The organism is Micromonospora sp. NPDC047467 (assembly GCF_040643095.1).
Taxonomy (GTDB): domain Bacteria; phylum Actinomycetota; class Actinomycetes; order Mycobacteriales; family Micromonosporaceae; genus Micromonospora.
Genome location: NZ_JBEYTO010000008.1, coordinates 369,259 through 390,292 on the forward strand (window position 1 = coordinate 369,259; position 21,034 = coordinate 390,292).

21 protein-coding genes are annotated in these 21,034 nt (G+C 71.3%); 9 read left to right on the forward strand and 12 right to left on the reverse strand.

Annotated features, from left to right (window positions below):
• Window positions 1-138 precede the first annotated feature (138 nt).
• The 3 genes from ABZ780_RS23490 to ABZ780_RS23500 are packed head-to-tail and all read left to right on the forward strand — an operon-like array spanning window position 139 to window position 3,057.
• Window positions 139-1,146 carry an ABC transporter permease gene (locus ABZ780_RS23490; RefSeq protein WP_357487509.1) on the forward strand — a complete coding sequence of 336 codons (1,008 nt, stop codon included), beginning with the start codon at window positions 139-141 and terminating at the stop codon, window positions 1,144-1,146.
• Window positions 1,147-1,186: 40 nt separating this feature from the next.
• A complete protein-coding gene (locus tag ABZ780_RS23495) occupies window positions 1,187-2,239 on the forward strand; it encodes an ABC transporter substrate-binding protein (RefSeq protein WP_357002140.1) in 1,053 nt (350 codons plus the stop codon).
• Window positions 2,239-3,057 carry an ATP-binding cassette domain-containing protein gene (locus ABZ780_RS23500; RefSeq protein ID WP_357487510.1) on the forward strand — a complete coding sequence of 273 codons (819 nt, stop codon included), beginning with the start codon at window positions 2,239-2,241 and terminating at the stop codon, window positions 3,055-3,057. The genes ABZ780_RS23495 and ABZ780_RS23500 overlap by 1 nt, the downstream gene beginning before the upstream one ends.
• A gap of 47 nt (window positions 3,058-3,104) precedes the next feature.
• On the opposite strand, the gene ABZ780_RS23505 is transcribed toward ABZ780_RS23500, so the two are convergent.
• The 5 genes from ABZ780_RS23505 to ABZ780_RS23525 form a co-directional block, all read right to left on the reverse strand.
• A complete protein-coding gene (locus ABZ780_RS23505; protein ID WP_357002135.1) occupies window positions 3,105-3,797 on the reverse strand; it encodes a FadR/GntR family transcriptional regulator in 693 nt (230 codons plus the stop codon).
• An 8-nt stretch (window positions 3,798-3,805) separates the two neighbouring features.
• Window positions 3,806-5,200 carry an enolase C-terminal domain-like protein gene (locus ABZ780_RS23510; protein ID WP_357487511.1) on the reverse strand — a complete coding sequence of 465 codons (1,395 nt, stop codon included), beginning with the start codon at window positions 5,198-5,200 and terminating at the stop codon, window positions 3,806-3,808.
• A 293-nt stretch (window positions 5,201-5,493) separates the two neighbouring features.
• The gene (locus ABZ780_RS23515; RefSeq protein WP_357487512.1) at window positions 5,494-5,901 is read right to left on the reverse strand and encodes an arsenate reductase ArsC; all 408 of its coding nucleotides are present in this window, start codon (window positions 5,899-5,901) and stop codon (window positions 5,494-5,496) included.
• Entirely contained in the window at window positions 5,898-7,007 is a 1,110-nt protein-coding gene (gene arsB / locus ABZ780_RS23520) for an ACR3 family arsenite efflux transporter (protein WP_357487513.1), read from the reverse strand. The genes ABZ780_RS23515 and arsB overlap by 4 nt, the downstream gene beginning before the upstream one ends.
• A 40-nt stretch (window positions 7,008-7,047) precedes the next feature.
• Window positions 7,048-7,422: a metalloregulator ArsR/SmtB family transcription factor gene (locus tag ABZ780_RS23525; RefSeq protein WP_357487514.1), complete on the reverse strand. Its 375-nt coding sequence runs from the start codon at window positions 7,420-7,422 to the stop codon at window positions 7,048-7,050.
• Window positions 7,423-7,521: 99 nt separating this feature from the next.
• On the opposite strand from ABZ780_RS23525, the gene ABZ780_RS23530 reads away from it, so the two are divergent.
• The gene (locus ABZ780_RS23530; RefSeq protein WP_357487515.1) at window positions 7,522-8,019 is read left to right on the forward strand and encodes an N-acetyltransferase family protein; all 498 of its coding nucleotides are present in this window, start codon (window positions 7,522-7,524) and stop codon (window positions 8,017-8,019) included.
• A 52-nt stretch (window positions 8,020-8,071) separates the two neighbouring features.
• Window positions 8,072-9,481, forward strand: coding sequence for an NAD(P)-binding domain-containing protein (locus tag ABZ780_RS23535; RefSeq protein ID WP_357487516.1), 1,410 nt, complete (start codon window positions 8,072-8,074; stop codon window positions 9,479-9,481).
• 149 nt (window positions 9,482-9,630) lie between these two features.
• Here the strand turns inward: ABZ780_RS23535 and ABZ780_RS23540 are convergent, their stop codons facing one another.
• From ABZ780_RS23540 to ABZ780_RS23560, 5 genes are all read right to left on the reverse strand, one after another.
• Window positions 9,631-9,984, reverse strand: a complete 354-nt coding sequence (locus ABZ780_RS23540) for a TraR/DksA C4-type zinc finger protein (RefSeq protein WP_357002114.1) — start codon at window positions 9,982-9,984, stop codon at window positions 9,631-9,633.
• Window positions 9,985-10,022: 38 nt separating this feature from the next.
• A complete protein-coding gene (locus ABZ780_RS23545) occupies window positions 10,023-11,240 on the reverse strand; it encodes a ferritin-like domain-containing protein (RefSeq protein WP_357002111.1) in 1,218 nt (405 codons plus the stop codon).
• The gene (locus tag ABZ780_RS23550; RefSeq protein ID WP_357487517.1) at window positions 11,237-12,082 is read right to left on the reverse strand and encodes a PhnD/SsuA/transferrin family substrate-binding protein; all 846 of its coding nucleotides are present in this window, start codon (window positions 12,080-12,082) and stop codon (window positions 11,237-11,239) included. The genes ABZ780_RS23545 and ABZ780_RS23550 overlap by 4 nt, the downstream gene beginning before the upstream one ends.
• Window positions 12,082-13,251, reverse strand: coding sequence for an acyl-CoA dehydrogenase family protein (locus tag ABZ780_RS23555; RefSeq protein WP_357002106.1), 1,170 nt, complete (start codon window positions 13,249-13,251; stop codon window positions 12,082-12,084). Before ABZ780_RS23555 ends, ABZ780_RS23550 begins: the two co-directional genes overlap by 1 nt.
• A gap of 79 nt (window positions 13,252-13,330) precedes the next feature.
• Window positions 13,331-14,278 (reverse strand): ion transporter, encoded by a 948-nt coding sequence (locus tag ABZ780_RS23560; RefSeq protein WP_357002104.1) that lies wholly within the window; start codon window positions 14,276-14,278, stop codon window positions 13,331-13,333.
• A 255-nt stretch (window positions 14,279-14,533) separates the two neighbouring features.
• On the opposite strand from ABZ780_RS23560, the gene ABZ780_RS23565 reads away from it, so the two are divergent.
• Window positions 14,534-15,694: an epoxide hydrolase family protein gene (locus tag ABZ780_RS23565; protein ID WP_357487518.1), complete on the forward strand. Its 1,161-nt coding sequence runs from the start codon at window positions 14,534-14,536 to the stop codon at window positions 15,692-15,694.
• 89 nt (window positions 15,695-15,783) lie between these two features.
• Here ABZ780_RS23565 and ABZ780_RS23570 read toward each other — a convergent pair whose 3' ends face one another.
• On the reverse strand, window positions 15,784-16,641 hold the full coding sequence (locus ABZ780_RS23570) for an SDR family oxidoreductase (RefSeq protein ID WP_357487519.1): 858 nt from the start codon (window positions 16,639-16,641) through the stop codon (window positions 15,784-15,786).
• An 87-nt stretch (window positions 16,642-16,728) separates the two neighbouring features.
• On the opposite strand from ABZ780_RS23570, the gene ABZ780_RS23575 reads away from it, so the two are divergent.
• The gene (locus ABZ780_RS23575) at window positions 16,729-17,133 is read left to right on the forward strand and encodes a helix-turn-helix domain-containing protein (protein ID WP_357002095.1); all 405 of its coding nucleotides are present in this window, start codon (window positions 16,729-16,731) and stop codon (window positions 17,131-17,133) included.
• 83 nt (window positions 17,134-17,216) lie between these two features.
• Here ABZ780_RS23575 and ABZ780_RS23580 read toward each other — a convergent pair whose 3' ends face one another.
• Entirely contained in the window at window positions 17,217-18,179 is a 963-nt protein-coding gene (locus tag ABZ780_RS23580) for a helix-turn-helix transcriptional regulator (RefSeq protein ID WP_357487520.1), read from the reverse strand.
• 427 nt (window positions 18,180-18,606) lie between these two features.
• Here ABZ780_RS23580 and ABZ780_RS23585 point away from each other — a divergent pair, with 427 nt between their 5' ends.
• Window positions 18,607-19,269, forward strand: coding sequence for a hypothetical protein (locus tag ABZ780_RS23585; protein ID WP_357487521.1), 663 nt, complete (start codon window positions 18,607-18,609; stop codon window positions 19,267-19,269).
• A gap of 223 nt (window positions 19,270-19,492) precedes the next feature.
• Window positions 19,493-21,001 carry a phosphoesterase gene (locus ABZ780_RS23590; protein WP_357487522.1) on the forward strand — a complete coding sequence of 503 codons (1,509 nt, stop codon included), beginning with the start codon at window positions 19,493-19,495 and terminating at the stop codon, window positions 20,999-21,001.
• The last annotated feature ends 33 nt before the right edge of the window (window positions 21,002-21,034 follow it).

The following is a 21,034-nucleotide window of genomic DNA, read 5'->3' on the forward strand; positions in this document are numbered from 1 at the left end:
CCGAAACATCTGATCTATCGCGTAGGTGTGGGGCCGTGCGTGACTTCCTGAGGAGGTCCGGTTGCTGATGAGTGCTCGGTTCACCGGCGAGGCCGTGCCCGGCGTCGGCGAGTCGGTCGGGAAAGGTCGGTCCCGACGATGAGCGCCGCCGAGGCAACCCCGTCGGCACGGGGCGGCGTGCTCACCGACCGGCTCCGTGAGTGGGTCTCCCACGCCGTCGCCGAGTTCACCGCCGCCACCGCGCTCGTCGTCCTGTTCGTCGCGCTGAGCGTCGCGAGCCCGTACTTCCTGACGGCGGACAACCTGTTCAACATCGGCGCGCAGACGGCGGTGATCGCCATCATCGCCGCGGCCCAGACCATGGTCATCATCACCGGGGGCATCGACCTGTCGGTCGGATCGGTCGCCGCGCTCGCCGGTGTGACCGGGGCGATGGTCGTCCGTGACCTGGGTTTCCCGCTGCTGGCGGCGACAGCCGTCGCAATCGGCGTCGGTGCGCTGGCCGGGCTGGTCAACGGCCTGCTGGTGACCGTGGCCCGGATTCCCCCGTTCATCGCGACGCTGGGAACGATGTCCGCCGGTCGTGGCCTGGTCTTCATCATCACCGGAGCCGTCGGGGTGTACGGACTGCCCCGGTCCTTCCAACTGCTCGGCAACGGTGAGATCGCCGGCATCCCGTTCGCCGTGGTGATCACCGCCGTCGTCGCCGTGGGGGTCGCGTTCCTGCTGTCCCAGACGCGCTTCGGCCAGTACACGTACGCGATGGGCTCCAACCTGGAAGCGGCCCGGCGCTCGGGCATCCGCGTGGGCCGCCACCTGACCGGCGTTTACGTCCTGGCGGGCGTCCTGGTCGGGCTGGGTGGCATGATCGCCGCCTCCCGGGTCAACTCCGGCCAGCCGAACTACGGCATCTCGCTGGAACTCGACGTCATCGCCGCCGCGGTCATCGGTGGCGCCAGCCTCTTCGGAGGCCAGGGTCGGATCGTCGGAACCATCATCGGCGCCTTCCTCATCGCGCTGGTCCGCAACGGCGCCGTCCTGCTCGACATCAGCATTCACTACCAGCAGGTGATCGTCGGCGTGATCATCTGGGCCGCCGTCTACTTCGACCAGTACCGCCGCGGGCGGCTGGAGTCCCGGGGCTGACCCGCTTTTCCCGCAGTCCGACAGAGGGAGGACGCACACCATGGCACACACCACCACCAGCCGGCGGACCCGAGGACGGCGCCTGCGCGCGCCGGCCCTGCTCGCCGCCGCTGCGGTCGTCGCCCTGCTCGGCGCCTGCGGCGGGGTCGAGGTCCGCGACGGCGGCGACGGCGCGTCGACCGACGCCAGCGGTCCGCTGAAGCTCGCCGTCGTGCCCAAGGCCGTCGGCGCCGACTACTGGAACACAGTGAAGGCCGGCGCCGAGTGTGCCGCCCAGCGCGCCGGTGACGTCACTGTGCTGTGGGACGGCGTGACGACCGAGACGGACGTCGAGGGCCAGGTCAACCTGATCCAGAACTTCGTCACCAGGAAGGTCGACGGCATCGTCTACGCGGCCACCGACTCCCGGGCGCTGGCACCGGCCACCGAAAAGGCGCTCGGCGCGGACATCCCGGTCGCGATGATCGACTCCGGCACCAGCCCGCAGCCGCCCACGGTGCCGCTGTTCGCCACCGACAACCGCGCCGCAGCCGGTGAGGCGGCGAAGTTGCTCGCAACAGAGTTGGGCCCCGGCAACCACGAGGTGGCGCTTGTCGAGTTCCAGCCGGGGTCGCAGACCAACACCGAGCGGGTCGAGGGCTTCAAGAGCGGCCTGGCCGGATATCCCAACCTGAAGCTGGTCGGGCAGCAGCCCAGCCGCAGCGACGTCAACGAGGCACGTCGGGTGACCGAGAACATCCTGACCGCCAACCCGAACCTCGCCGGGGTCTTCGCGGCCAACGAGCAGAGCGTGCTCGGCGCCGCCCAGGCCATCCAGGCGGCGAACAAGTCCGGCAAGGTCGTCATCATCGGTTGGGACGCCGCGCCCGACGAGATCGCCGGGCTGCGCAGCGGCCAGATCTCGGCGCTGGTCGTGCAGAACCCGTTCAAGATGGGTTACTTCGGCGTCGACAAGATGGTCAAGCACCTGCGCGACGAGGCGCCGCTGGCGTCGGCGGACACCGGCGTCACGTTCGTCACCAAGGCCAACATCGACTCCGCGGAGGTCAAGGCCGTACTCGAACCCAGCTGCGCCAACCCGCCGGTGCAGTGATGGCGACCAGTCCCTCGGCGGTCACCGACGGCGAGCACCGGCGGATCCCCGACGAGCCGCCGGTGCTCGAAGCCCGTGGCATCGTCAAGCGGTTCGGCCACGTCGAAGCGTTGCGCGGCGCTGACTTCACCGTCGGCAGGGGCGAGGTCGTCGCGCTCATCGGCGACAACGGCGCCGGCAAGAGCACACTGATCAAGACGCTGTCCGGAGTGCACACACCCGACGAGGGCGAAATCCGGGTGGGCGGCGTTCCGGTCCGGTTCGCCACCCCCGTCGACGCCCGCCGCGCCGGCGTGGAGACCGTCTACCAGGATCTCGCGGTCGCCGACGACCTCAGCGTCGCCGCCAACCTCTACCTCGGCCGGGAGATCCTGCGCTCCGGGCCGCTGGGCCGGCTGGGGCTGCTCGACAAGCGCGCCATGCGGCAGGGCGCCGCTGCGGCCCTCGACCAACTTGGCGTACGGATCCCGCGGGTCACCACCCCCATCGCGATGTTGTCCGGTGGGCAGCGGCAGTGTGTCGCTGTCGCCCGGGCGATCATCTGGGCGACCAACGTGGTCATCCTCGACGAGCCCACCGCGGCGCTCGGCGTCGTCCAGACCGCCCGGGTGCTCGATGTCGTCCGGCATGCCCGCGACGCCGGCATGTCGGTGGTGCTGGTCAGTCACAACATGCCGCAGGTGCTGGAGATCGCCGACCGGGTGGAGGTGCTGCGTCTGGGGCGGCGGGCCGCCCGGCTACGCGCCGACGAGGTCTCCACCGACGACCTGGTCGCGGCGATGACCGGGAGCACGAGCGTCGAGCGGGACGAACGGTGAAGAACGCAGCCGGGAGGGGGCGGGCACCCGGCGGCTCGACGCCCGCCTCACTCCTCGGGCAACCCCTGCAACGACTCCTCCACCCCGATCAGATGGTTGGCCATCCGGATGCGCGCCCGCTCCGGGTCGCGTGCCACGAGGGCCTTCAGGATCGCCACGTGCTCGTCGTGGGTACGGCGGTCGGCGCCCTCCTCGTGCAGGCTCCGCCAGAGCCGCCCCCGCACGGTGCGCCCGGCGAACGCCTCGATCAGACCGGTGAGCACCGGGTTGTCGGCGTGCACCGCGATGATCCGGTGGAAGGCGATGTCGATCTCGATGATCCGCTCGTGGTCCTGCGGCGACTGACCGACGATCCGGGCCGCCTCGTCGAGCAGTTCCTCGGCCTGGGCCAGTGCCTCGTCGGTGATCCTGGTCGCCGCCAGGCGGGCCGCCTCGCACTCCAACAGGCGGCGAACGGTGTGGATGTGCCGAGGGTCGCCCTGGCCCTGGAAGTCGACCACGAAACCCATCGGGGCCAGCAGTTGCGGCGCGTCGAGGTTCGTGACGTACGTGCCGTCGCCCTGGCGGATGTTGACGATGCCGAGGATCGACAGCGCCGACATGCCCTCGCGCAGCGACCCGCGCGAGACACCGAGCGACTCGGCGAGGTCCTTCTCGATGGGCAGCCGGTCACCAGGCTTGAACGACCCCTCAAGGATCATCCGCTTGATGCCGTTCACCACCTCGTCGGTGCGAGACATGGCACCTCCTAGCGGGCGGCCGGGGTGGCTGCTCCACCCGCGACGACGTACGGCTCCGGAGATGACACGGTAGCCGGGTCCGTCGCCGCCCAGTAGTGGCCGTCGGGGTAGCGGTAGAGGGCGACCGACTCCGGGCGCATCCGGGTGGAGTAGCCGGGCGTGCCGGGCAGGACGTAGCCGCTGCCCGAGCCGGTGTCCCGCACGACACACGGGTCGGTGAAGTGCTCGTGCAGGTGGTCGACGAACTCGGTGACCCGCCCGGTGAGATCACCGGAGATCGCGACGTAGTCGAGCACCGAGATGTGTTGGACCATCTCGCACAGCCCGACACCGCCGGCGTGCGGACACACGGGGACGCCGAACTTCGCGGCGAGCAGCAGCACGGCGACGATCTCGTTGATGCTGGCCAGCCGGCCGGTGTCCAACTGGCAGAAGTCGATCGCCCCGGCCTGGAACAGCTGCTTGAACATCACCCTGTTGTGGCAGTGCTCCCCGGTGGCGACGCCGATGGGGGCCACGGCACGGCGGACGGCCGCGTGCCCCAGGATGTCGTCAGGGCTGGTCGGCTCCTCGATCCACAGTGGTTCGAAGCGGGCGAGTGCCGTGACCCACTCGATGGCCTGCCCGACGTCCCACACCTGGTTGGCGTCGATCATCAGGTGGCGGTGCGGGCCGAGGATTTCCCGGGCGATCCCGCACCGGCGGATGTCGTCGTCGAGGTCGGCGCCCACCTTGAGCTTGACGTACCCGTAGCCCGAGTCGACCGCCTCCTGGCACAGCCGACGCAGCTTGTCGTCGCCGTAGCCGAGCCAACCCGCCGACGTCGTGTACGCGGGGTATCCGGTGCGGGCCAGCTCGGCCAGCCGATCGGCCTTCGTGCTCTCCTGGGCGCGGAGGATGGACAGGGCCTCGTCCCGGGTCAGCGCGTCGGAGAGATAGCGCAGGTCGGCGATGTCGACGAGCTGCTCGGGGGACATGTCGGCGAGCAGTCTCCACAGTGGCTTGTCGGCGACCCGGGCGACCAGGTCCCACGCCGCGTTCAACACGGCCGCCAACGAGAGGTGGATGACGCCCTTCTCCGGGCCGAGCCATCGCAACTGCGAGTCGGAGGTGAGGTGACGGTAGACCGCCCCCATGTCGGCGGCCATCGCGGCCACGTCCATGCCCACCAGTCGGTTGGCCTGGTGCACCGCCGCCGCGGCGACGATGTCGTTGCCCCGGCCGATGGTGAAGGTCAGCCCGTGACCCGCCAGCGGCGCACCCGCGCTGTCGACGCCGTCGGTGTGCAGGGTGACGTAGGCCGCCGAGTAGTCGCCGTCCTTGTTCATGGCGTCGGACCCGTCGGCGGTCAGCGAGGTGGGGAAGCGGACGTCGTCGACGGTGACGGCGGTGATCTGCGGCATGCGCTCCTCGCCCGACTCGACAAAAGATCGGATGATCAACCGGAGTATACGGACGCGTTGATCCGGGCGTCAACGGCACTTGACCACTCCCGGACCCATGAGGAGCGCAGATTATGGGAGCCATTCGTTACGATCATTGACTCGATACATCACATCTTTGTAGATTTCTCAGCACGTGCGGCCGCCGACCTGGGCTGCGGGCCGCCACGTTGCCCAGACGCCGGTGGTCATCCGGAGGCGGAGCCGGCCGGCACCCCGTATCGCCGAAGCGGCGTGCCGGCCCCTCCTGCCGATCAGGCGGTCGGGCGCAGGTCGACGATGAGTCGCTGCACCCGGGCACGGATCTCGTCGCGGATCGGGCGGACGGCATCGACGCCCCTGCCGGCCGGGTCGTCGAGCTTCCAGTCCTCGTAGCGCTTGCCGGGAAAGACCGGGCAGGCGTCGCCGCAGCCCATGGTCACGATGATGTCGGACGACTCGGCGGTGGCGTACTCCAGGATCGTGGGGGTCTGGTCGGCGATGTCGATGCCGACCTCCCGCATGGCCTGCACGACGGCGGGGTTGACCGTCTCGGCCGGGGCTGAGCCGGCCGAGCGGACCTCGATGCTGTCGCCGGCGAGGTGGCGCAGCCACCCGGCGGCCATCTGCGAACGGCCGGCGTTGTGCACGCAGACGAACAGGACGCTGGGCTTGTCGCTCACGGGGTTGCCTTTCCGGTCAGGGGTGTCTCGGAGTCGGTGTTGAAGTAGCGGCGGCGCGCCCACAGGGCGACGTAGACGAGCCCGACCAGGACGGGCACCTCGATCAGCGGGCCGACGACCCCGGCGAGCGCCTCGCCGGAGGCGACGCCGAAGGTGCCGATCGCGACGGCGATGGCGAGTTCGAAGTTGTTGCCCGCGGCGGTGAACGCGAGGGTGGTGGTCCGCGCGTAGCCGAGACCGATGGCCCGGCCGAGCGCGAAGGAGCCGGCCCACATGAGGGCGAAGTAGACCAGCAGGGGCAGGGCGATGCGGACCACGTCGACGGGCCGGCTGGTGATGGCCTCACCCTGTAGGGCGAACAGGATCACGATGGTGAACAGCAGTCCGTATAGGGCGGCGGGGCCGATCCTCGGCAGGAGGCGGTTCTCGTACCAGTCACGGCCCCTGGCGCGTTCGCCGAGGCGGCGGGTGAGGTAGCCGGCGAGCAGTGGGATGCCGAGGAAGACGAGCACGTTGCCGGCGAGGTCCCAGGCCGAGATGGTCAGTTCGGCGCCGGGCAAGCCCAACCAGCCGGGAAGCGCGGACAGGTAGAACCAACCCAGCAGGCCGAAGGCGAGGACCTGGAAGACCGAGTTGAGCGCCACCAGGACGGCGGCGGCCTCGCGGTCGCCGCAGGCGAGGTCGTTCCAGATGATGACCATGGCGATGCAGCGGGCCAGGCCGACGATGATCAAGCCGGTCCGGTACGCCGGCTGGTCGGCCAGGAAGATCCAGGCCAGGGCGAACATCACGGCGGGGCCGACGAGCCAGTTGAGGGCCAGCGAGGAGATCAGCAGTCGACGGTCGCCGGTGACGGTGTCGAGCCGGTCGTAGCGGACCTTGGCCAGCACCGGATACATCATGATCAGCAGACCGATCGCGATCGGCAGTGAGATCCCGCCGACCGCCACCGCGTCCAGGGCGCTGTTCAGGCCGGGAACCAGGCGGCCGAGCAGGAGCCCGGCGAGCATGGCCAACCCGATCCAGACTGGCAGGAGCCGGTCGAGCCGGGAGAGTCGGCCGACCACCACGCTCTCGGTCGGTTGGGGCCGCAGGGTGGTGTTCACGGGTGCTCCGGTCGGTCGGCTGGTGTGCGACGGTCGTCGGTCACGACTGCGTCGGCTCGATGGCGAGCAGTGCGGCGAGCTGGCGCAGGAGGGCCGGCCGTGCCCGGTAGTAGACCCAGGTGCCCCGACGCTCGGCGTCGACGAGCCCCGCCTCGCGCAGCGTCCTGAGGTGGTGCGAGATGGTCGGACCGGTCAGGTCGAACGCCGGGGTGAGGTCGCAGACGCAGATCTCCCCGCCCTCGGCGGAGGCGATCATCGACATGAGCTGTAGCCGTACCGGGTCGCCCAGGGCCTTGAACGCGGGGGCGAGCACGGCCGCGGTCTCGGCCGGCACGCGGCGCTCGGTCAGGGGCGGGCAGCACGGCGCGTCCACGGCCGGGTCGACGGGTGCGAGGGGGGTCGACTGTTTCGACATTCCTCTAGCTTGACGGTTATCTAAACAGTGTGCAAGTGTTTGATTCGACGGACGTCAAGACAGGTGTCCGATCGTGGCCGACCCGAACGGAGCCTGCCGATGGCCGACATCAGCGTGCGTCCCATGGCCGACGCCGACGCCGACCGTGTCCTGGCGATCTATCAGGCCGGGTTGGACGCGGGCAACGCCAGCTTCGAGGTCACCGCGCCGACCTGGGCCGCGTTCGACGCCACCAGGCTGACCGCGTACCGCTTCGTGGCGGTCGACCGCGTCGGCACCGTGTGCGGTTGGGTCGCCGTGTCGCCGACCTCGACCCGCGCGGTCTACGCGGGCGTGGTCGAACACTCGGTCTACGTCGACCCGGCCGCCCAGGGGCGGGGAATCGCCCGGCTGCTGCTCGACACGCTCATCGCCTCGACCGAGGCCGCCGGCATCTGGACGATCCAGTCCGGCGTCTTTCCCGAGAACGCCGCCAGCCTGCGCCTGCACCAGCGGGCCGGGTTCCGCGTCGTCGGCGTCCGCGAACGCGTCGGCCGTCACCACGACCGCTGGCGGGACGTCGTCCTGCTCGAACGCCGCAGCCCCACCGTCACCTGACGCGCCAGCCTGCACCTGCCCGACCTGACAGCTTCCCGTGAAGGAGTTCCTGATGAGTGCCCTGGACAACCTGCCCGTCGTGGTCATCGGCGCCGGCCCCGTCGGCCTGGCCGCCGCCGCCCACCTGCACGAGCGCGACCTGCCGTTCCTCGTCCTGGACGCCGGGCACGCCGCCGGTGCCGCCGTGCGGCAGTGGGGGCACGTACGGGTGTTCTCCCCGTGGCGCTACAACATCGACCCGGCCGCCCGCGGAATCCTGGACGAGGCCGGATGGATCGCCCCCGACCCCGAGGCCCTGCCGACCGGTGCGGAACTGGCCGACGACTACCTCCAGCCGCTCGCGCAGTCACCACAGCTCAAACCGCACCTGCGCTACGGCGCCCGGGTCGAGGCCATCAGCCGCCTCGGCCTGGACCGGCTGCGCAGCGCCGGGCGCGACACCACCCCGTTCCTCATCCGCCTCGCCGACGGCGACGAACTGCTGGCCCGCGCCGTCATCGACGCCTCCGGCACCTGGCGCACCCCGAACGTCCTTGGCGCGTCCGGCCTGCCCGCCCGGGGCGAGGCCGACGTGGCCGCGTACCTGGAACACGCGCTTCCGGACGTGCTCGGCGTCGACCGGGACCGGTTCGCCGGGCGGCACACCCTGGTCGTGGGCGCCGGCCACTCGGCGGCCAACACCCTGCTGGCCCTGGCGGACCTGGCCGCCCAGCAGCCGGGTACGCAGGTGAGCTGGGCGATCCGGACCGACTCGCCGACGCGGACGTACGGCGGCGGGAGCGCCGACGCCCTCCCGGCGCGCGGCGCCCTCGGATCGCGCCTGCGCGAGCACGTCGACGCCGGCCGGATCCGGCTGCTCACCGGGTTCTCGGTGCACGCGCTCACCCCGGCCGACGGGCGCGTCGCCGTGGTCGTCCGGCACGCCGACGGCGGCGAGGAGACGGTGCTCGCCGATCGCGTCGTCGCGGCCACCGGCTTCCGTCCCGACCACTCGATCGCCGCCGAACTGCGCCTCGACCTGGACCCGATCATGGGCGCCACCCGGGCGCTGGCCCCACTGATCGACCCGAACGAGCACTCCTGCGGCACCGTCCCGCCGCACGGCGTCGACCAGCTCACCCACCCCGAACCCGGCTACTACGCGGTCGGCGCGAAGTCCTACGGTCGAGCGCCGACGTTCCTCATGGCCACCGGTTACGAACAGGCCCGCAGCGTCGTCGCCGCCCTCGCCGGGGACTGGGCCGCCGCCCGGGACGTCCAGCTCGACCTGCCCGAGACCGGCGTCTGCAACAGCAACCCCGTCGACTCGGCGACCGACGGCGGCTGCTGCGGGCCGGCGCCGTCCGCCGAGCCGACCGGACGCGGGCTGGCCACCGGGATTTCCGGTGGTCTGCTGGCCACCCCGCTCACGCTCGTCGCTGTACCCACCGACGCCCAGGCCGGCGGCTGCTGCGCCAGCTGACACCCCCCTCGGTGCCCGCCGACCCGGCGGGCACCGAGGGTCCCGCCGCCGCCGGGCGTCGTCGGCCGCGCGCCGTCACCGTCGGCTGGGGCGTTGCCGTCGGCTGGGGCGTTGCCGCCGGCTGGGGCGTTGCCGTCGGCCGCGCGCCGTCACCGCCGGCTGGCACAGGCCACGCAGGTACGCGCCGAAGGGCGGGCGGCGAGGCGTTCGTCAGGAATCGGGCGGGAACAGCGCTCGCACACGCCATAGCTGCCGGCGTCGAGGCGTTGCACCGCGACGTCGAGTTCGGCCAGGCGTTGACGGGCCGCGGCCAGGACCGCGGTGAGTTGTGCCCGTTCGAACGCGATCGTGCTGCCCTCGGGGTCGTGCTCGTCGTCGGCGTTGGACGACCGGGACGCCTCGAAGAGGGCCCGCAGGTCGCCGTTGAGCGCACGCACCTGAGCCTCGGTGGCGTCGCGCAGGCCCAGCAGTTCCGCGCGGGTCGCGGAGAAATCCCTGTTCATGGCCAGTCCACGGTACGCCTGCCCCGTCTGGTACGCGGCTACATGAAGTTGCGGGTGTGCAGGACGGAGAGCGCCGCCGCCTCGTCGGGCCGGAAGCCCAGCCGCACCAGCCGACGCTGGCGGCCCTGGTCCATCGCGGCCTGCAGGTCCCGCACCCGGCCGAAGCCGACGGCTATTTCCTCCGGGCTCCACCCGCCGGCCGCGAGCAGCACCAACGCGTCAAAGACGTCCGCGTTGAGCCCGGCGGTGTCCACCAGCGCGTCGTGGCGGCGGTGGATCGCCGCGCGCAGCCGGTCACGCAGCAGCGGGTCCACGGTCGCCTGGTGCTCCAGATGCGCCATGCCGAACACCACGTGCCGGCGTTCGTCCTGCATCGCCAGCCAGCAGATCCGGCGGGTCACCGGGTCCGGTGCGTGCTGTTCCAGGAACGAGAGCAGGTCGACGAAACTGCCCTCGCCGAGCACGGACAGCAGGAACGAGGCAAGCGCGAAGTCCGACTCGGCGACGAGGGTGAAGAGCGACTGCCGGCCGCCGGCCGACGACGTGCCCAACTCGGCGCCGCGCAGCAGCGCCCGGCGGCTGAACACCTCCATGTGTCGAGCCTCGTCGGCCATCTGCACGGCGAGGAGCTGCATCACTTCGCGGAAGTGTGGGTGGATGCGACCGACGAATCGCGCCGGCACGACGAGTGCGGCCTGCTCGTTCTCGACCAGGTAGGTCATCACCTGCACCACCGCTGCCTCGACGTCGGGCGGCAGCGCGAACGTGTCGTCCCAGGGCACCGCGGTCTCCGGGTCCCACTGCCGCGCGGCGGCCTGCGCGTAGAGCTTGGGCGCGACGTCGGCCCAGACCAGATCCCGGTCGTCCAGGTCGAAGCGCGCCTCCGGGCCGCCGGCTTCGAGCAGCGCGCCGCGGGCACCAAGACCCCACCGTGGCGGTGGGTGGCTGCTGAGCGCCGAGGGCAGGGCCGGCCCGGCCCGTTCCGCGCCGAACCAGCGGTCGTCGACAGCCGAGCCGCGTACGACCACCGCGACCAGTTCGCTCCGGTCGGCTGGAGCAGGCCACTCGACCCGGTGCCCCCGCTGCCGGCACCAGGGCGGCAGATGGACGGCCAGGGTCGGGTCGTGCCCGGAGACCGCCAGCCGACCACCCGGTGCGAGCCCGCCCAGGGCGCGTTGCACGAGCAGGTGCGCTCCCTGACCGAAGCCCAGACCGCCCAGGTGAAGCTCGGCGTCGGCGGGCGGTGCGGTGCTCACGGCCGATAGCCCGTGGCCGTCACCCGTCCGTCCGGGGCGTAGAACCCGCTCGCGTCGACCGCCCTGGCGAGGGCGTCATATCCCGTGGTGCGGCCGTCCTCCCAGGCGGTCAGCCCTTCGAGGTCGAGCAGTGGCCGTACCTGCGGGTCGGCGTACGACATGCCACGCAGCAGCCTGCCGAAGAGCGCGACCCCGGCGGACACCGGCTCGCGGACCGTCATGTTGCAGTGGTCGTAGCGGGCGGTCTGCGCGACGATCCGGGTGCCGTCGGGCGCGAGCGTGCCCTCCTGGACGAAGACCAGGTGGTTGGCGTCGATCATGCAGGCGGCGTCGACCTCCCCGGCCATCAGCGCCCGCGCGGCGTCGCGTTCCCCTCCGATGTGGTCGCCGTGCAAACCGACGCCGACGTCGAAGCCGCGCACGTCGACCTGGACCCCGGCGGCGGCAAGGTGGCCCAGCGGGATCAGCGTCGCCTGTGGGCTGTCCACGGCTCCGACGGCGACCACCCGGCCGGCGAGATCCGCGACCTGCCGCACGGGCGACTCGGCGCGCACCACCACGACCGAGGTGAGATCCCGGTCGGTGTCGCGCATGGCGAGCGCGCGGACGGCGGTGCCGCCGGCCCTCGCCATCCGCTCGGCCCGCAGCCAGGCGAGCGGCGAGTTCCACGCCGCGTCGATCCGGCCGGCGACGAGGTCCTCGACCTGGCGCTCGTAGTGCGAGTAGAGGACGAAGTCGAAGTCCAGGCCCTGCCCGCGCAGCCAGGTGCGGAAACCCTCCCAGATGGTCACCACCTTGGGGTCGTACGCGACCGCGCCCATCAGGACCGTCGGCGCGGGCATCAGCGGTTGACCTCGTCGAGCAGCGGCAGCCCGGTGGCGACGCGACCGACGAAGTCGTACAGCGCGTCGGTGGTCGGCGCCATCACCCGGGCCGCGCGGGAGTCGCGGAACCGGCGCTCCAGGCCCAGCTCCTTGCGGAACGCGCTGCCGCCGCAGAGCTGCATGGCGCCGTCGGTCACGTCGGCGGCCGTCTCACCGGCGAGCGCCTTGACCTGCAACACCCGCAGCATCGCGTCGTCGCGGCCGGTCTCCAGCGCGGTGAGGGTGTCGCCGAGGAACGCGCGCAGGGCGTCGGTGCGGATCATCAGCTGGGCGAAGGCGCGCCGCGTCACGGGCGCGTCGCGCAGGGCCGCCCCGGTGTGCGTGAGCGTGGTCCGGGTGAGGTGCCGGCCGGCCTCGGTGACCGCGCTGCTGGCGAGGCCGAGGCAGAACGCGGCGTTGAGCACCAGGAACCAGGGCAGGACCACGCTCAGCGCGGTGTCGAGGCCGGCGCCGTCGGCGGCCAGCATCGCGTCAGCCGGGACGTGGAGGCCGTCCGCGGTCATCGGTCGGGATCCGTTGCCGCGCAGGCCGAGCCCGTCGAAGTCGCCGGTGACGCTGAGGCCGGCGCGGTCGGCCGGTACGAGCCACAGGGTCATCGGACCCGCCCCGGGGGCCAGGGGGAGGCTCGACCACACGTAGCTGTTGACCTCGCCGGCCGAGGTGACCCAGCTCTTGCGGGCGTCGAGCCGGACGGTGCCGTCGTCGGCCGCTGTCGCGCTGCCGGTCGGCGACCAGAAGTGGCTGCGCGAGCCGAACTCGGAGAAGGCCAACGTGCTCAGGTGACCGCCTCCGGCGATGGCCGTACGCACGTCGCGGGGACCGTGCGCCTCGATGACGGCGGTGGCCGCGTAGTGCATGAGCACCACCATCGCCGTGGACCCGCACTCGGCGGCCAGCCGTTCGATGACCCCGGCGACCGCGCGCATGCCCTGCCCGCCGCCGCCGACGTCGGTCGAGGACGCCAGGCCGAGCAGGCCGGCCGCGCCGAGGGCGTCGACGCCCTGGCGGGGAAAGACCCCATCCCGGTCGACGGTCGCTGCCTGGGGTCGGATCACGTCGTCGATCAGAGCGCCGAGGGTGGCCGTGGTGTCGGTCGTGGAGTGGGTGGCGTCGACAGGGGCCGTCATGCGGGTGTCCCTTCAGCTCAACCGGTGGGACCGACGCTGAGACTATCCAACCTGACGGCTACTGCGCGAGAGTGTCGGATCACCGTCTGGTGTGGCTGCCGTCGCGGTGCGGGCGGACGGGCCCGTCCTCTCGGTCGATGCGCAACTCCCGCTCCAACTCGGCGATGACCGCCCGCAGGTCGTCCAGCCGCTGGGTGAGCGCGATGCGGTCGACCTCGTCCGGTACGCCGTCGCCGTCCTCGTCGTAGTCGGGGGCCAGCCGCTCGGTCATCTCCAACCGGCGCGCCTCCTCCATCGAGTTGACGATGACCGCGATGAGGATGTTGAGCAGCAGGTTGACGGTGATGAGCACATAGCTGACGTAGTAGACAAGCGTCCACGGCGAGAGGGCCATGCCCTGCGAGATCAGGTCCGGCAGGGTCTCCAGCGACAGCAGCACGAACAGCGTGAGCAGCGACCGGCCGATGTCGCCGTACGCGTCGGGGTAGGTGCTGCCGAAGATCAGCCAGCCGGCCATGCCGTACACGTAGAGCGTCACCACGGCCAGGGCGAGGAACCCGGCGACGCCCGGAAGGCTGCGCCACAGGGCGGAGACGATGGTACGAAGGCCCGGCGAGAACCGCACCAGCCGCAGCATTCGGGCGACCCGCACCACACGCAGCAGTGCGGAGTCGCCGTGCAGGCCCGGAATGAAGATCGCCGCGATCACCACGAAGTCGAAGATGTTCCAGCCGTGCCGGAAGAAGTCCTGTGGTCGGCGGCCGTAGGCGGCCACCCGAATGCCGATCTCGACGACGAAGAAAGCGCGGAAGGCCAGCTCCAGCGAGTGCAGCAGGGTGCTCGCCGAGGTCAGTTCGTCGTACGTCTCCAGGCCGAGGACGATCCCGTTGGCGAGGATGACGATGACGATGACGATCTCGAAGGGGCGCGACCGGGCGAGCCGGTCGCAGCGGTCAGCCCATCGGGGCCGGTGGTGCGGGGACGAGGCCGGCGTGCCCCGCTGCGCGGGCGCGGGTGCTCCACTCACCAGCCGGCCGACCGGGTGGCGTGTTCGGAGGCCGTTGGGCGGGCACACCCGTGGCCGTCATGACGGCGGTGCGAGGGGCGTCCGGGCATGTCTGCCAGACTAGGCCAAGATCAACCCCCTCGTGGTGAGCACTTCTCAGGCAGTGCCGTGGCCGGTAACATGCGAGTCGCTTCCCTTGCAGCCATCGGGCGAGCCGATCTGGCGAGCTGACCTGGGGAATGTGGATCTCATCCGTCCCAGGTCACGGAGGCCCTCATGTCGTCCCTGCCACAAGCGGTGCCATTCACCATCGACGTCCCCGACGACCTGCTCGCCGACCTGGCCGAGCGGTTGGCGCGCACTCGTTTCCCCCGCCCCACCGCGAGCGGGTGGCGTGCAGGCACGGATCCGGACTACCTCCGCGAGTTGGTGACGTACTGGCGCGGCGACTTCGACTGGCGTGCCAGGGAACGCGAACTCAACGCGGTGCCGCACTACATTGCCACCCTGGACGACCGGAGCGTGCACTTCGTGCACCTGCGCGCCGCGGCCTCCGGCGACACCCGCTCCCCGCTGCCGCTGGTGCTCACCCACGGCTGGCCCAGCAGCTTCGTGGAGATGTTGCCGCTCGCGGCGCGGCTGGCCGATCCCGCTGCCTACGGCGGTGAGCAGGCCGACGCCTTCGACGTCGTCGTTCCGTCCCTACCCGGCTTCGTGTTCTCGGACCTGCCGACTCACGGCCTGGTGACCCCTCCGGTGGTTGCTGACCTATGGGCACGGCTGATGACGGATGTCCTGGGCTACTCCACGTTCGGCGCGTACGGCGGTGACATCGGCTCTCACGTCACCGGCTTTCTCGGCGCCCGGCACCGGCAACAGGTGGTCGGGATCCACACCCACCATCCGAACCTGCACCCGGTTCTCGACGACGCCCACCCCTTGTCCGTAGCCGAGGATGCCTACCTGAAAGCGCGATCGAACGAGCACGATGGCAGCGACGACGGCTACGCCGCCATCCAGAGCACCCGACCGGACACCCTCGCCGCGGCCCTGCTCGACTCTCCCGCCGGCCTGGTCGCCTGGATCGTGGAGAAGTACCGGGCCTGGAGCGACTGCCACGGAGACCTCGAATCCCGTTTCAGCAAAGACTTCCTCCTCACCGTCGCCACTCTTTACTGGGCGACCGGGACGATCGGCTCGTCCTTCAGGCCCTACTACGACGACTCCCGGACTCCGCCTCTCGGGGCTGTCGACGTGCCAGCAGGAGTCCGGCTCACCCCGGAGGACCGGGACTACCCCCGCGAGTACGCCGAGCGCGTTTACCGTGACCTGCGCCAGTGGCGCGGCCCGACCCGGGGAGGCCACTTCCTGCCCCTGGAGGAGCCCGACCTGCTCGCCGCCGACCTGCGAGACTTCTTCCGACCGCTGCGGGCGTAAGCGCCAGCCCGGATTTCCGGAAGGCGCGTCGGCGGCACGATCAAACCCGCCGCCCGTCGGTGCTCGCCGACGTGACCGGCGGTCGCCGGTTACGCGTGCGCGGCCCGGATGGCGTCGCGCAGCGGGGTACTCGGGCGGCCGATCAGTAGGCTGAGGTCGTCGCTGTCGGTCGCCAGTTCGCCGATGGCGATCGAGTGGTCGAGGGCGGCGACGAACCCGGCGGTGCCGGCGTCGAGGCCGACGGTCTCCAGCGTCGAGGCCAGTTCGGCGGGGGAGAGGTCCCGGTGGACGACCGTGGTGCCGGTGACCTCGCTGACGGCCGCGGCCAGTTCGTCGAAGGTGAACGCGGTGCCGCCCAACTCGTAGACGGTGTCGCCGTGCTCGTCGCGGGTGAGCGCCGCCGCCGCTGCGGCCGCGTAGTCGGCGCGGGTCGCGGCCGAGACCTTGCTGCCGCCGGTGGCACCGAGGATCGTGCCGGTCTGCAGGTACTGCGCCAGTTGGTCGGTGTAGTTCTCCGTGTACCAGCTGTTGCGCAGCACGGTGTGGGACAGGCCCGAGGCGGCGAGCACCTCCTCGGTGGCCCGGTGCTCGGGCGCCAGCGGGTTTGTCGTGGTGTCGGCCTTGAGGATGCTGGTGTAGATCAGGCGCTCGACGCCGGCGAGCTTGGCCGCGTCGATGACCGCCGTGTGCTGGGCGACGCGCTGACCGGGAGTGTCGCCGGAGATCAGCAGCAGACGGCGTACACCGGCCACGGCACCGGGCAGCGTGGCCGGATCGTTGTAGTTGGCCTGGCGGATCTCCACACCGCGCGCTGCCAGGTCGGCGGCCTTCTCCGGAGTGCGGACGACGGCGGCGATCTCGGCAGCGGGCACGCCGGTGTCGAGCAGACGCTCGATCACCAGACGGCCCAGTCGGCCGGTGGCACCGGTGACGGCATAGGTGGGCACGGCAACCTCCATGGGGCGGTGACGATCTGAAAGCACTTACTAATCTATAGCACCAGGCCAGGAGTAAGCACGAGGTAGGCTGGTGCCGTGACCGACCGGCCGTCCCCGGACCCCGCAGGGCCTACCCAGGAACTCGTCAGCGATGTCTTCGCGCGCGGCTGCACCTCCCGCGCCGTCTTCGAGGACGTCACCTCGAAGTGGGCGTCGCTGGTCCTGCTGGCGCTGGGCGAGGGCCGGTACCGGTTCAACGCGCTGCGCCGCCGTGTCGACGGGGTCAGCGAGCGGATGCTCTCCCAGACCCTGCAGGCTCTCGAACGCGACGGCATGCTGACCCGGGAGGTCCTCACCACGATTCCGCCGCGTGTCGAATATTCGCTCACCCCGCTCGGCGCCCGCGTCGCCGAGCGGCTACGGGGTCTCGCCGACCTCCTGGAGAGCGCGGTGCCCGAGTTGCAGTCCGCACGTGACGCTCACGAGCGCGCCCGGGGCTAGCCCTCGCGGGTTCGGGCTGGTGGGGCCGAGCGCCGCGACCTGCGGCACCGACGTGCCGTGACGACCCGGGCGGCGCGGCCGGTTCAGGCGTTCAGCGTCTCGCGCGGCGGTACGCCGTAGCTGGCGTGGTACCGGGCCGTGAACCTGCTGTGGCTGGCGAACCCCCAGCGGCTGGCGATCGCCGACACGGTGTCGCGGCTCGGGTCGGCCCGCACCAGGTCGCGGTGGGCCCGATCGAGGCGGATCCGGCGCAGGTACGCCATCGGGGTGGTCCCGAGATGGCGGCGGAAGGCCAGTTGCACCGCCCGCAGGGAGACGGCGGCGGCGTTGGCGATGTCGGTCGCGCTGATGTCCCGGTCGGCGTTGTCCTCCATGAAGGCGATGGCGCGGCGCACGGTGGCCGTGCTGGCGTCGCGGCGATCCTCGATGGTCTCGTCGCTGAACGCGGTGTTGGGAAAGACCGCGAGTGCCGCCGCGGCGAGCATCCGCGCGGCGTTGCCGATCACCAGTGGTTGGGCGCTGGCGTCCGGATTGCTCAGCACGACATCGCTGATGTAGCTGGTGGTCTTTCGCCACTGCCGGGCGCGAAGCGCGGTGGCGGCGCCGAGGTCGGTGAACCGGATCTGGCCGGGTCGCCGGGCCGGCGCCGCGGCCGCCACCTGTGCCAGGACCGCGTGGTCCAGGACACAGAGTCCCACCGCCCCAGGCTGCCAGCGCAGGCTGAACGGTCGGTTGGGTCGGGTGGCGAGGAAGACGTCACCCGGGCCGAACCGGTGGGCGGACCCGTCGCAGGTGCGGTCGACCAGGGCGGTGCGGGCGCGGCAGACGACCAGGGCGTCCATGCCGCCCACCACGATGTCGAGCTGCCCCGTCTGACTCGTGGCGCCGACGGCGAACGGCCCGGCGTCGACCCGCTGGTGGACGAGGTGGTACCCGGTGTCGCCGGCACGGATGCGCAGGTCGGTGTCGTACGTGGTGGCCAGGAAGCGGTGGATGGCCGCTGGGTCGCGGCTGTCGAATCGTTGGAACTGCGCGGTCGAGGTCATCCGCTGGCTCCGTCCGGGGAAGTGTCGCCGGATGGTGGACCAGAGCCGGCGGCATGGTCGGGACGCGTCTGGGCGCGAGGGGCCGGTGTTCGCCCGTTGCTGACCCGGCGGTACGGCGGTGGCACCAGGTCCCGCCTGGCGCTGCGGCGGGGGCGCGGCCAGGGGACTGACCGTAGGGCCTCAGGTATTCCCACCAATGTGGACTGCCACTGATGGGATTCCCACCCTACGGCAGGCGAGCGGCGTGCCGCTGGATTTCCGCGATTCAGTGAGTCGACTTCGCTTTCCGGCTACCGCGCGGCACGATCCTGCGCCTGCTGTCCTAGCGGTCTCGGTAGCGGCGACGAAACCCTGTTCATGATCTCCCCGGATGTCCGAGGACGTCCGGGTCGCTGCCGGAGGTCCGGCCAACAGGCGGAGGTGAACGTTGGACAGCATCCATCCTGACCGCGTCGTTCGACTGGCGGTTGCCGAGGCGCTGGCACGGGTGGCGGACGAGGACAGCCTCGGACTGGGTGAGGGTGACGCGCTGGAGAGCCTCGGGGAAGCGCTGCGCGAGGTGCTGCGCCGTGCGCTCGACGACCGCGTCCCGCTGGCCACACCCGGGTTCGTCGACCTGTGCCGCGACCTGCGTCTGAACCGTGACTCTCTCGACCTGTTGGGGCACTACCTGCTCACGGCGTTGCTGGCGCACCACGTCGGGCCGGATGCCCTGATCCGCGTCGGGGTGCTCCTCGGCACCGTCCGGCGCTACCTGCCCGCACCCCGCACGCCCGCGCGCCACAACGCCGGCCCGGAGACGCGGCGACGGGACGTACGCGCGGACAACAGCGTCGTGGGCCGGTACCGGCGGCCGAAACTGCCCGAGCACCTGCCGAGCCCGCCGAGTTGGACCTGCACCGGATGCGGTCGGGAGTGGCCCTGCGCCACGAAGCAGAGCCAACTGCTCGCCGAGTTCGGTGGGGCGCGCGCCGCCCTCGCCGTCTACCTCGGCTCCTGCCTCGTCGCCGCCGCCCAGGACCTGCCGACCCTGCCCCTGCCCCGTGCCCAGCTCCGATTCCTGGGCTGGCTGCCCCGCGCCCGGATCTGACGACGACACGCGCCCGAGAAAGCACCGGCCGCGTCGGCCACCCGCTGGCCTGCCGGCACCCAACGCGGTCGCCGCGTGACCGACCGCCGCCCTGGCCGAGCCTTTCAACGGGTACGGCGAGGGTGTTCATCGTGCGCCCGCTCCCCGTACGGGGGGAGTTCACGATGCTCTCCAAGGCTCCTTGATCGAAAGAGCATTCGCTTGATCGAGGAGAGGCTCTCACGTGAGGGACAAGCAACCCGAAGAGGTCGAGCGCGCGCAGCTGTCTCGGCGCAAGCTGGTCAAGTACGCGGGCGTCGGCGCGACGCTGGCCGCGGCCAGCCCGCTGGTGGGCGGCGGTGCGGCCTGGGCCGGCGAGGAGCGTCGGCCCGGCAACGACAAGCCCGACCGGGGCAACACGAAGAACCGGGCGTGGCGCGCTGGTGACCACCACGTTCACTCCGAGTACAGCGGCGAGTTCGACACCACGAAATCCCCTGTGGTGTTCCACAAGGGCGCGGACGCGGTCTACCCGATCGTCACCAACGCCATCATGGCCAAGAACTTCGGTCTGACCTGGGCGATGTGCACCGACCACGGTGGACCGACGCACTCCAAGGTCAACATCGAGCAGGCGTACCCCGACCTGCTGCGCTCGCGCAAGCTGGTCCCCGAGGTGCTCCAGTTCTGGGGCATGGAGTTCGACGCGCCCTCGCTGGACCACCACACGCTGATGATCCCGCGCCACGACGACGAGGCGAAGCAGCTCTTCGAGCTGGAGAGCCGGTTCGCCAAGTACGACGCGTTCCCCACCGACCCGGCCCGCGACACCGAGGCGAAGATGGTGGAGTTCCTGAAGGTCGCCCGGGGCATGCCGCACAAGCCGCTGGTGATCGCCCACCACGCGTCCCGCTCGGCTCCCGGGCTCGGCGTGTACGGCCAGGACACCCCGCGCGAGTTCCGCAACGGCAACAACGCCGCGCCGGACGTCTACATCGGGTTCGAGGGTGCGCCCGGTCACCAGGCCGGCCCGCTCAACGGCGGGGCGCGGGGCGGGTACGGCAACCACCCCACCTACGGCGGCTTCGACCAGATGACCGCGCGGGTCGGTGGGCTCTGGGACTCGCTGCTCGGTGAGGGCCGGCGCTGGTGGATCACCGCGACCTCGGACTCGCACGTGCACTGGACGCGTGGCGGCTCCGACTTCTGGCCGGGCGAGTACAGCAAGACCTACGTGCACGCACGCCAGGACTACGGCGACATCATGGACGGTCTGCGCAACGGCCGGATCTGGGTCACCACCGGCGACCTGATCCGCAACCTCGACGTCACGGCCACGTCCCAGGGCCAGACCGCCGGGATGGGCGAGACCATCACGGTCAGCCGCCGCAACCGCACCGACGTCGAGATCGAGATCAGGTTCCGCCCGCTGGACGGCGTGAACGCCAACGGTGACCGGCCCGAGGTCCGCCGGGTCGACCTGATCGTCGGGCAGATCACCGGCCCGAGCGCCAGCCTGGACGCCGACACCAACCCCACCACGAAGGTCGTGGCCCGGTTCGGCCCGCGCGACTGGCGCCGCCAGGGCGAGGACTACGTCATCCGCCACACCCTGCGCAACGTCGAGGCCGACACCTACGCGCGGGTCCGCGGCACCAGCACCGACGAGGCCGAGCCGCTCGCGGACGGGCTGGAGAGCCCGTGGCAGGACCTCTGGTTCTACTCGAACCCGGTGTTCGTGCACGTGCGCTGACCTGCGTCGGAGCGGCACTTCGGGCCCGCCGGC

What these genes read in the sequence shown, in the direction of transcription:
- ABZ780_RS23490 (WP_357487509.1), top strand. Translation starts at nt 139, where the DNA reads ATGAGCGCCGCCGAGGCAACCCCGTCGGCACGGGGCGGCGTGCTCACC.
- ABZ780_RS23495 (WP_357002140.1), top strand. Translation starts at nt 1,187, where the DNA reads ATGGCACACACCACCACCAGCCGGCGGACCCGAGGACGGCGCCTGCGC.
- ABZ780_RS23500 (WP_357487510.1), top strand. Translation starts at nt 2,239, where the DNA reads ATGGCGACCAGTCCCTCGGCGGTCACCGACGGCGAGCACCGGCGGATC.
- ABZ780_RS23505 (WP_357002135.1), bottom strand. Translation starts at nt 3,797, where the DNA reads ATGTCTCGCACCGACGAGGTGGTGAACGGCATCAAGCGGATGATCCTT.
- ABZ780_RS23510 (WP_357487511.1), bottom strand. Translation starts at nt 5,200, where the DNA reads ATGCCGCAGATCACCGCCGTCACCGTCGACGACGTCCGCTTCCCCACC.
- ABZ780_RS23525 (WP_357487514.1), bottom strand. Translation starts at nt 7,422, where the DNA reads ATGTCGAAACAGTCGACCCCCCTCGCACCCGTCGACCCGGCCGTGGAC.
- ABZ780_RS23530 (WP_357487515.1), top strand. Translation starts at nt 7,522, where the DNA reads ATGGCCGACATCAGCGTGCGTCCCATGGCCGACGCCGACGCCGACCGT.
- ABZ780_RS23535 (WP_357487516.1), top strand. Translation starts at nt 8,072, where the DNA reads ATGAGTGCCCTGGACAACCTGCCCGTCGTGGTCATCGGCGCCGGCCCC.
- ABZ780_RS23540 (WP_357002114.1), bottom strand. Translation starts at nt 9,984, where the DNA reads ATGAACAGGGATTTCTCCGCGACCCGCGCGGAACTGCTGGGCCTGCGC.
- ABZ780_RS23550 (WP_357487517.1), bottom strand. Translation starts at nt 12,082, where the DNA reads ATGCCCGCGCCGACGGTCCTGATGGGCGCGGTCGCGTACGACCCCAAG.
- ABZ780_RS23555 (WP_357002106.1), bottom strand. Translation starts at nt 13,251, where the DNA reads ATGACGGCCCCTGTCGACGCCACCCACTCCACGACCGACACCACGGCC.
- ABZ780_RS23565 (WP_357487518.1), top strand. Translation starts at nt 14,534, where the DNA reads ATGTCGTCCCTGCCACAAGCGGTGCCATTCACCATCGACGTCCCCGAC.
- ABZ780_RS23580 (WP_357487520.1), bottom strand. Translation starts at nt 18,179, where the DNA reads ATGACCTCGACCGCGCAGTTCCAACGATTCGACAGCCGCGACCCAGCG.